Annotated in this window: 7 protein-coding genes; 3 read left to right on the top strand and 4 right to left on the bottom strand. The window is 70.8% G+C overall.

The features are described from left to right. The 4 genes from rsmH to HUU95_RS04225 all read right to left on the bottom strand — a co-directional run. The coding region (gene rsmH / locus HUU95_RS04210; RefSeq protein WP_174278961.1) for a 16S rRNA (cytosine(1402)-N(4))-methyltransferase RsmH at positions 1-757 on the bottom strand (757 nt) is incomplete at its 3' end. Then, positions 754-1245 (bottom strand): division/cell wall cluster transcriptional repressor MraZ, encoded by a 492-nt coding sequence (locus tag HUU95_RS04215; RefSeq protein WP_174278962.1) that lies wholly within the window; start codon positions 1243-1245, stop codon positions 754-756. The genes rsmH and HUU95_RS04215, both read right to left, overlap by 4 nt. A 256-nt stretch (positions 1246-1501) precedes the next feature. Then, positions 1502-1744, bottom strand: coding sequence for a hypothetical protein (locus HUU95_RS04220; protein ID WP_174278963.1), 243 nt, complete (start codon positions 1742-1744; stop codon positions 1502-1504). Between the two features lie 49 nt (positions 1745-1793). Next, positions 1794-2765 (bottom strand): cysteine synthase A, encoded by a 972-nt coding sequence (locus HUU95_RS04225; protein ID WP_174278964.1) that lies wholly within the window; start codon positions 2763-2765, stop codon positions 1794-1796. A gap of 202 nt (positions 2766-2967) precedes the next feature. Here HUU95_RS04225 and HUU95_RS14680 point away from each other — a divergent pair, with 202 nt between their 5' ends. The 3 genes from HUU95_RS14680 to HUU95_RS04240 all read left to right on the top strand — a co-directional run. Continuing rightward, positions 2968-4086, top strand: coding sequence for an RNA ligase (locus HUU95_RS14680; protein ID WP_174278965.1), 1119 nt, complete (start codon positions 2968-2970; stop codon positions 4084-4086). 75 nt (positions 4087-4161) lie between these two features. Further along, on the top strand, positions 4162-6312 hold the full coding sequence (locus HUU95_RS04235) for a TonB-dependent siderophore receptor (RefSeq protein WP_174278966.1): 2151 nt from the start codon (positions 4162-4164) through the stop codon (positions 6310-6312). Between the two features lie 44 nt (positions 6313-6356). After that, the coding region (locus HUU95_RS04240) for a DNA polymerase Y family protein (RefSeq protein ID WP_174278967.1) at positions 6357-7402 on the top strand (1046 nt) is incomplete at its 3' end.

Consider the following 7402-nt stretch of genomic DNA (forward strand, 5'->3'; position numbering starts at 1 on the left):
GGTGCCGCGAGCCGCCGGGCGCCGCGCCCGAACGATCGCGCAGGAACCGCTTCACCAGCCGGTCCTCCAGCGAGTGGAACGTCACCACCGCCAGCCGCCCGCCCGGCCGCAGCACCTGCTCCGCCGCCAGCAGCCCGTCCGCCAGCTCGTCCAGCTCGCGGTTGACGTGGATGCGCAGCGCCTGGAACGTGCGGGTCGCGGGGTCCTTCTTGTCGTGCGGGCGCCAGCCCAGCGCGCGCCGGACCACCGTCGCCAGCTCGCCCGTGCGCGACAACGGCCGCGCCGCCACGATCGCGCGCGCGATCCGGCGCGACTTGGGCTCCTCGCCATAGCGGAAGATCACGTCGGCGATCGCCGCCTCGTCCGCCGTGTTGACGAAGTCCGCCGCGCTCTCGCCGGCCTGGCTCATCCGCATGTCGAGCGGCCCGTCCGCCTGGAACGAGAAGCCGCGCTCGCCCCGGTCGACCTGCATCGACGAGACGCCGACGTCCATCGTCACGCCGTCGGCGGCGTCGACGTGATCCGCCAGCCGCGAGAACTCGGCCTCGACCAGCGTCAGGCCGTCCGCCGACCCGGCGGCGGCGATCGCGTCCGGGTCTCGATCAAAGGCGACCACGCGCGCGCCCCGGGCAAGGAGCGCGCGCGTGTACCCGCCCCCCCCGAACGTCGCGTCCACCATCAGCTCGCCGGGGGAAGGAGCAAGGGCAGCCACGACCTCGTCGAGGAGGACCGGGATATGAGGGGGCGCGACGGTCACTTCGCGCCCCGGTTGAGGTAGAACTCGGCCATCTGCTTGGCCTGGGGCGGGTAGTCCGAGTCGATCAGCGCCTGCGGATCCCAGATCTCAATATAGTCGAGCACGCCCACGAACAGCGCCTGCGCACCGATCGCGGCATAGTGGCGCGGCCAGGCGGGCATGATGAACCGGCCCGACCCATCGAACGGCACCGACTCGCCCAACCCGGCGGCGCGCTTGATGTTATAGTCCGGCTCGCCGCCGTCGCCCGTGTTCTCCGTCTCGCGCTTTTCCAGCTTGGCGACCATGATGTCGAGCCAGGCCGGGTCATAGGCGATCAGGCATCTGTTCTTCTGGTGCGGGCCGACGATCACGGTGCCGCCGCTCTTGCCGTCGGCCTTAGGGCTGTTCGCCTGCAGGCTCGCGCGCAGGGCGGCGGGAATCGCGACCCGGCCCTTGTCGTCGACAAGGCCGATCCCGTCTCCCTGATACCAGCTCCTGCTCGCCACCCGTCATGGTCCCCGTGGAAGGCGCACCTCCGCGTCGCGCGAAGGCCGGCTGTCCGCCGCCCTTCGCGCCCGCCGATCTGTTCGGTGAACACATCCCAATGATGATCTGGATAAACGCGGCGATTTGGGGACGCAACGGGATTTTTGGGGAAAACGGGGGTAAACCCCTCGGTTCGCCGCGTCGCGGATGCGACGAACGGCCGCCGCTCCAACGCCGGTCGGAACGGACGCTCGACGGCCCTGATCGATATCGACGTCAGCGGCGCGCGGGCGCCTTCTTCTCGGGCGTCAGCGACCCGATCCCCATCGCGAGCGGTTCGGCGGCCTCGTTGCCGGCGGACAGGTTCGCGGCGAGATCGACGCGCCCGATCCCGGGCCGCTGGCGGGCGACCGAGCCCGCAATCGCGCCGGCGAGGACGATCAGCAGCACCACGGCCGCGAGCCCGATCGCGCCCACCCGGAGGCGCTGGCGGTGATGATGGCCCGATGTCGCCTTCATGCCCAAGTGGCGTGGTCTATAGTACCGGTCCGGCCTTGTCCAATCGGGCTCAGGCCGGCAGTCCCCTGGCGGCGCGCCACGCCGGATCGTGCAGCGTCGAGAGGTAGCGAAAGCCCGTGTCGCACAGGATCGTCGCCACCCGGCTGCCCCGGCCCAGCGCCTGGGCCAGCCGCACCGCGCCGGCGACGTTGATCCCCGACGACAGGCCCAGGCACAGCCCCTCCTCCTCCAGCAGGCGCTTCACCCAGCCCCAGCCCTCGGCGTCGCCGATCCGGAACTGCGTGTCGATCGGCGCGCCGTCCAGATTGGCGGTGATCCGGCCCTGCCCGATCCCTTCCGCCACCGACGAGCCCTCGCTCGCGAGTTCGCCGCACGCGTAATAACGGTACAGCGCCGCGCCGTGCGGATCGCTGAGCGCGATCGTCACCCGCTCGTCATGCGCCTTGAGCCCCAGCCCGACGCCCGCCAGCGTGCCGCCGGTGCCGACCGCGCAGGTGAAGCCGTCGATCCGGCCCTCCATCTGCGTCCAGATCTCCTCGGCCGTCCCCGTCACGTGCGCGCGCCGGTTGGCGATGTTGTCGAACTGGTCGGACCAGACCGCGCCCGGCATGTCCTCCGCCAACCGGCGCGACTGGTGGACGAAGTGACAGGGGCTCGAATAGGGCGCGGCCGGCACCAGCACCAGCTCGGCGCCCAGCGCGCGCAACGTGTGCATCTTCTCCGGCGACTGCGTCTCGGGCATGACGATCACGGTGCGATAGCCCTTGGCATTGCCGACGATCGCCAGGCCGATGCCGGTATTGCCCGCCGTCCCCTCCACGATCGTCCCGCCGGGCCGCAGCGCACCGCGCGCTTCGGCATCCTCGACGATGCCCAGCGCCGCGCGATCCTTCACGCTCGCGCCCGGATTGGCGAACTCGCACTTGCCGAAGATGTCGGCGCCGGCCGCCTCGCTCGGCCCACGCAACCGCACGAGCGGAGTATTGCCGATGAGCGCCAGCGTGTTGGAAGCAAGGGACATGGCCGCGCTTTACGCCGGGCGAACCGCCGGGGAAAGCGAGCGTCGCTTGGCGGCGGTAAAGAGGGAGCAGGGAGCAGGATAGCCACTCTCGCGAGGGAGAGCCAAAGCTGTTAGCTGAGTCTGCTTAAGGCTATATCAATTCGTCACGACTAACCGCCGTGCTCCGCCCCCCTGCTCCCTGTTCCCTGCTCCCTCCCGACTCATGACCCCCCACTACGCCCGCACCATCCCCCTCGCCCAGCTCGAAGCCGAGCTGCACGCCGCGCGCGCCGAGCGAGTCGTCTACTGGAAGGACGACGGCCCGCTCAGGTTGTGGTGCTACACCGCCAAGGCCGTGTACGATCGTGCATGGGCACCTGCCGTGCTCGCCGCGCGCGGCCTCGTCATCGACCGCGAGCTTGGCCAGGTGGTCGCGACCGCCTTCCCCAAATTCTTCAACGTCGGCGAGCTGGGCCAGCCGGTGCCCGACGAGCCGTGCGAGATCTTCGAGAAGGTCGACGGCAGCCTGATCGTCATCTTCCACGCCGGCGGCCGCTGGCGCACGGCGACCAAGGGCGCGCTCGACTCCGCGCAGGCGAAATGGGCGCAGGCGCGGCTGGCGGCGCAGGACCTGTCGCCGCTTACGCCCGGCACCACCTACCTCGCCGAGGCGATCTATCCCGAGAACAAGATCATCATCCCGTATGAGGAGACGGGGCTGGTGATGCTCGCCGCCTATGCCGCCGACGGGCTGGAGCTGGACAGCGTCGCCGTGCGCGCCACCGCCGACGCGCTCGGCTGGCGCACCGCCGCGCGCCAGGCCTTCGCCTCGCCGGCGGCCGCGATCGCGCATGCCGACACGCTGCCCAAGTCGGCGGAGGGCTATGTGCTGCGCTTCGCCTCCGGCCTGCGGCTGAAGGCGAAGGGCGCCGCCTATCGCCGGCTCCACGCGATGATCTCGCGCGTCACTCCGCTGGGGCTGTGGGACGCGACGGCGGCGGGCGACGACCTGGACGGGCTTCGCCGCGAGATCCCCGAGGAGTTCTGGTGGGATTTCGACGAGATCAGGCGGCTGATCGAGGCCGAGCTGGCCGCGCGCGTGGCGGCGGTTGCGGCGGCGGGTGCCGGGCTGGCCGCCCTGTCGGACAAGGAGGTCGGCCTGCGGCTGCCCACCCTGGCCGAGCCGGTGCGCCGCTATGTCTTCGCCTGGCGCAAGCGCCCGGACCTGCTCGCCGACGCGAAGAGCCGGCAGGCGCTGCTGCGCGACGTCAAGCCCCGGGCCAACGAGCTGCCCGGCTATCGCGCCAGCTTCGCGGTGCAGCGGCTGGCGGAGGAGGAGTAGTGGCCAGGGGTTGACCCGGGCCGATCGTTCCCCCACTCGTGATACAAAATATCACTGGGGGACACGATGAAGATCATGACGGCAGCGATCGGCGCGATGGCGCTGGTCGCCGGCAATGCCCGCGCGCAGACCGCGCCGGCGACGCCCGAAATCGCTACCGGGATCGCTCCCGAAACAGCTGACGTCACCGTCACCGCGCAGCGCCAGCCCTATCTGGGCGATACGCCGCTGCGCCTCCTGCCGCAGGAGGTGCAGCTGCTCGACGCCGCCACGCTCGACCGCGCCGGCATCACCCGGCTACAGACCGCGCTCGATTTCGTCGCCGGCGTCGCGCGCCAGAACAATCTGGGCGGGCTGTTCGACGGTTATGCGATCCGCGGCTTCGCGGGCGACGAGAACCTGGCGGGCAATTACCTGCTCAACGGCTTCAACGCCTCGCGCGGCTATGGCGGCCCGCGCGACGCTTCCAACATCGAGCGGATCGAGGTGGTCAAGGGTCCCACCTCCGCGCTGTTCGGCCGGGGCGATCCGGGAGGCGTGGTCAACATCGTCACGAAAAAGCCGTTCTTCGGCTATGGCGGCAGCGTGGAGGCGAGCGGCGGCAGCTACAATGAGCGCCGCGTCGAGGGTGACGTCAACACGCGGCTGGCGGCCAATCTCGCGCTGCGCGTCACGGGCGCGTATGACGAAGGCGACAGCTTTCGCGACACGGTCCACCACCGCACCTACACGGTCACGCCATCGGTGCTGTGGAAGCTGGGGAGCGACACCAGCCTGACCTATGAGCTGGAATATCTGCTCCAGTTCATCCCGCTCGATCGCGGTGTCGTCTCGGTCGCCGGCCGGCTCGGCGTCGTGCCGCGCCAGCGCTTCCTCGATGAGCCCGGCGACGGCCCGATCCGCACGCAGGCGTTGGGCCACCAGCTCCAGCTCCAGCACGATTTCAGCGCCGGCTGGTCCGTCCTGCTCGGCGCCTCCTACCGCGACACCAGCCTGTACGGCTATGCCACCGACGCCGAGAACGCCGACGCGCGCCAGAAGCTGTTCACCGACGGGCAGACGCTGTCGCGCCAGCGCCGCCTGCGCGACTACGACACCGGCGACACCACGGTCCGAGGCGAGCTGAGCGGCCGCTTCGCGACCTTCGGGGTCGATCACCGGCTGCAGGTCGGCGCCGATTGGGACTGGTTCACGCTGGTCCAGGTCGTCACCCGCTTCCGCCCGCCCGCCGTCGCGCGCCAGACCACGCTGGCCGCCGGCGACGCGGTCAACATCTTCGCGCCCGTCTACGGCACGCTGCCCGCGACCGGCGCCTTCATCTCCACCCGCGAGACGGACGAAGAGGCGGGCGTTTACATGCAGGACCTGGTCGCGCTCGCGCCCTGGCTCGAACTGCGCGCCGGCGGCCGCTTCGATCGGTACGAGCAGCACCTGGTCGATCGCCTGACCAACCGCGTCACGCGGCAGGACAAGACCGCGTGGAACCCGCAGGTCGGCGTCAGCATCCTGCCGACGCGGACGCTGACGCTCTATGCCAGTTATGGCGAGGGCTTCCGCCCCAACAGCGGCTCCGACGTGACCGGCGCGGCGTTCGCGCCCGAACAGACGCGGTCGGGCGAGGTCGGCGCCAAGCTCGCCGCGTTCGGCGCTCGGCTCGCCGGCAGCCTGGCGCTGTTCACGATGCATCGCGACAACGTGCTGACCGCCGATCCGGTCAACAGCGGCTTCTCGCTCGCGATCGGCCGCGCGCGCAGCCGCGGCGTCGAGGCGTCGGTCACCGGCCACCTGCCCGGCCATGTCGATGCCGTGCTCAATTACGCCTATACCGACGCGGTCATCGCGCGCGCGGCGCTGGACCCGAACTTCGGCTTCGCGCTGCGGGCGGGCGATCCGCTGATCAACGTGCCGAAGAACAGCGCGAGCGGCCTGCTGATCAAGTCGTTCCAGCTCGGCGATCGCCAGCTGAGCCTGGGCGCCACGGTCAATTACGTCGGCCGCCGCGTCGGCCAGACCGGCTATCGCTACGCCGACGGCAGCCAGTTCACCCTGCCCGCGTACACGATCGCGGGCGCGACCGCCTCGATCGATCTGGTGCCGCGCGTCCGACTGGCGGTGGACGTCACCAACCTGTTCGATCGCGCCTATTACCCGAGCTCCTATTCGCGGGTCTGGGTGACGCCGGGCGCGCCGCGCGAGGCGATGGAGCGGCTGCGCTTCGCCTTTTAGACGCGGTGTTCGACGTGCTAATGTTCGTGTAATGTTCCACGGCCATGCCGCTGCCCGAGTCGCCCGCGCTGCCCCCGCGCCCGCTGCGCTGGCTGTTCCTCGACCTCAACTCGTATTTCGCCTCGGTCGAGCAGCAGCTTCAGCCGGGGCTGCGGGGCCGGCCGGTGATCGTCGCGCCGGTCGGCTCGGACACCACCGTCGCGATCGCCGCCTCGATCGAGGCGAAGCGGTTCGGCATCACCACGGGCACGCCGGTGTGGGAAGCGAAGCAGAAATGCCGCGAGGTGATCGTCACGCCCGCGCGGCACGACCGTTATGTCGAGTTCCACGAGCGCGTCGTCGCGGAAGTGTGGCGGCACGTCCCCGTCACCCGCGTCTGCTCGATCGATGAGATGGCCTGCCGCCTGCTCGACAACGAGAACGGGCGCGACGCGGCGACCGCGCTGGCGCGGCGGATTAAGGCGGGCATCCGCGCCAATGTCGGCGAGCGGCTCACCTCGTCGATCGGCATCGCGCCCAATCGCCTCCTCGCCAAGCTCGCCTCCGATCTCCGCAAGCCCGACGGGCTGGTGGTGTTCGAGGATCGCGACCTGCCGCACGCGCTTTACCCGCTGGCACTGCGCGAGATCGCCGGCATCGGCGCGAACATGGAGGCGCGGCTCGCGCGCGACGGCGTCAACGACATCCGCCAGCTTTGCGAACGCCGCCCGCGCGACGCCGGCCATGCCTGGGGCGGGGTGGAGGGCGACCGGCTCTGGTGGCTGCTCCACGGCGTCGACCTGCCGGAGAAGCCGACGCAGAGCCGCACGATCGGCCATTCCCATGTCCTCTCGCCCCGCCATCGCGGCCCCGAGCCCGCGCGTCTCACCGCGCGCCGCCTCGCGCTCAAGGCCGCCAGCCGGCTGCGCCGCAAGGGCTATGCCGCGCGGCTGCTGGTGCTCCACGGCAAGTGGGAGGGCTCCAAGGCGAGCTGGCGGCAGTCGATCAGGCTGCCCGCGACGCAGGACAGCTTCACCGTGCTCGCCCGGCTGGACGCGCTGTGGCCCCGGCTGCGCGAGGCGGCGCGCGCGCAGCCCGGCGGGTTCGGCCT

It is taken from the genome of Sphingomonas bacterium, from assembly GCF_903643065.1.
In the GTDB taxonomy this organism is placed as follows: Bacteria; Pseudomonadota; Alphaproteobacteria; order Sphingomonadales; family Sphingomonadaceae; genus Sphingomonas.

Coding starts and splice junctions, on each gene's coding strand:
- HUU95_RS04235 (WP_174278966.1), top strand. CDS start 4,162: ATGACGGCAGCGATCGGCGCGATGGCGCTGGTCGCCGGCAATGCCCGC.
- HUU95_RS14680 (WP_174278965.1), top strand. CDS start 2,968: ATGACCCCCCACTACGCCCGCACCATCCCCCTCGCCCAGCTCGAAGCC.
- HUU95_RS04225 (WP_174278964.1), bottom strand. CDS start 2,765: ATGTCCCTTGCTTCCAACACGCTGGCGCTCATCGGCAATACTCCGCTC.
- HUU95_RS04220 (WP_174278963.1), bottom strand. CDS start 1,744: ATGAAGGCGACATCGGGCCATCATCACCGCCAGCGCCTCCGGGTGGGC.